Origin of the sequence: Paraburkholderia sp. SIMBA_053, from assembly GCF_046534895.1 — a bacterium.
Taxonomy (GTDB): domain Bacteria; phylum Pseudomonadota; class Gammaproteobacteria; order Burkholderiales; family Burkholderiaceae; genus Paraburkholderia; species Paraburkholderia caledonica.
This window is the reverse complement of sequence record NZ_JAWRXU010000047.1, coordinates 1-1,012: the sequence shown is the minus strand read 5'-3', so window position 1 is coordinate 1,012 and position 1,012 is coordinate 1. Positions and strand designations below refer to the sequence as shown.

The window sequence follows — 1,012 nt, the reverse complement described above, 5'->3', positions numbered from 1 at the left end:
GCTCATGAATTAATTCTTAGAAAAACTCATCGAGCATCAAATGAAACTGCAATTTATTCATATCAGGATTATCAATACCATATTTTTGAAAAAGCCGTTTCTGTAATGAAGGAGAAAACTCACCGAGGCAGTTCCATAGGATGGCAAGATCCTGGTATCGGTCTGCGATTCCGACTCGTCCAACATCAATACAACCTATTAATTTCCCCTCGTCAAAAATAAGGTTATCAAGTGAGAAATCACCATGAGTGACGACTGAATCCGGTGAGAATGGCAAAAGTTTATGCATTTCTTTCCAGACTTGTTCAACAGGCCAGCCATTACGCTCGTCATCAAAATCACTCGCATCAACCAAACCGTTATTCATTCGTGATTGCGCCTGAGCGAGACGAAATACGCGATCGCTGTTAAAAGGACAATTACAAACAGGAATCGAATGCAACCGGCGCAGGAACACTGCCAGCGCATCAACAATATTTTCACCTGAATCAGGATATTCTTCTAATACCTGGAATGCTGTTTTCCCGGGGATCGCAGTGGTGAGTAACCATGCATCATCAGGAGTACGGATAAAATGCTTGATGGTCGGAAGAGGCATAAATTCCGTCAGCCAGTTTAGTCTGACCATCTCATCTGTAACATCATTGGCAACGCTACCTTTGCCATGTTTCAGAAACAACTCTGGCGCATCGGGCTTCCCATACAATCGATAGATTGTCGCACCTGATTGCCCGACATTATCGCGAGCCCATTTATACCCATATAAATCAGCATCCATGTTGGAATTTAATCGCGGCCTAGAGCAAGACGTTTCCCGTTGAATATGGCTCATAACACCCCTTGTATTACTGTTTATGTAAGCAGACAGTTTTATTGTTCATGACCAAAATCCCTTAACGTGAGTTTTCGTTCCACTGAGCGTCAGACCCCGTAGAAAAGATCAAAGGATCTTCTTGAGATCCTTTTTTTCTGCGCGTAATCTGCTGCTTGCAAACAAAAAAACCACCGCTAC

The 1,012-nt window shown here is 43.0% G+C and carries 1 protein-coding gene; it reads right to left on the bottom strand.

Annotated elements, in window-relative coordinates:
- Positions 1-16: 16 nt before the first annotated feature.
- Positions 17-832 (bottom strand): aminoglycoside O-phosphotransferase APH(3')-Ia, encoded by an 816-nt coding sequence (locus SB753_RS34430; RefSeq protein WP_000018329.1) that lies wholly within the window; start codon positions 830-832, stop codon positions 17-19.
- Positions 833-1,012 lie beyond the last annotated feature (180 nt).

Bases quoted from the DNA above. Each gene is read 5' to 3' on its own strand.
- SB753_RS34430 (WP_000018329.1), bottom strand. From the start codon at position 832: ATGAGCCATATTCAACGGGAAACGTCTTGCTCTAGGCCGCGATTAAAT.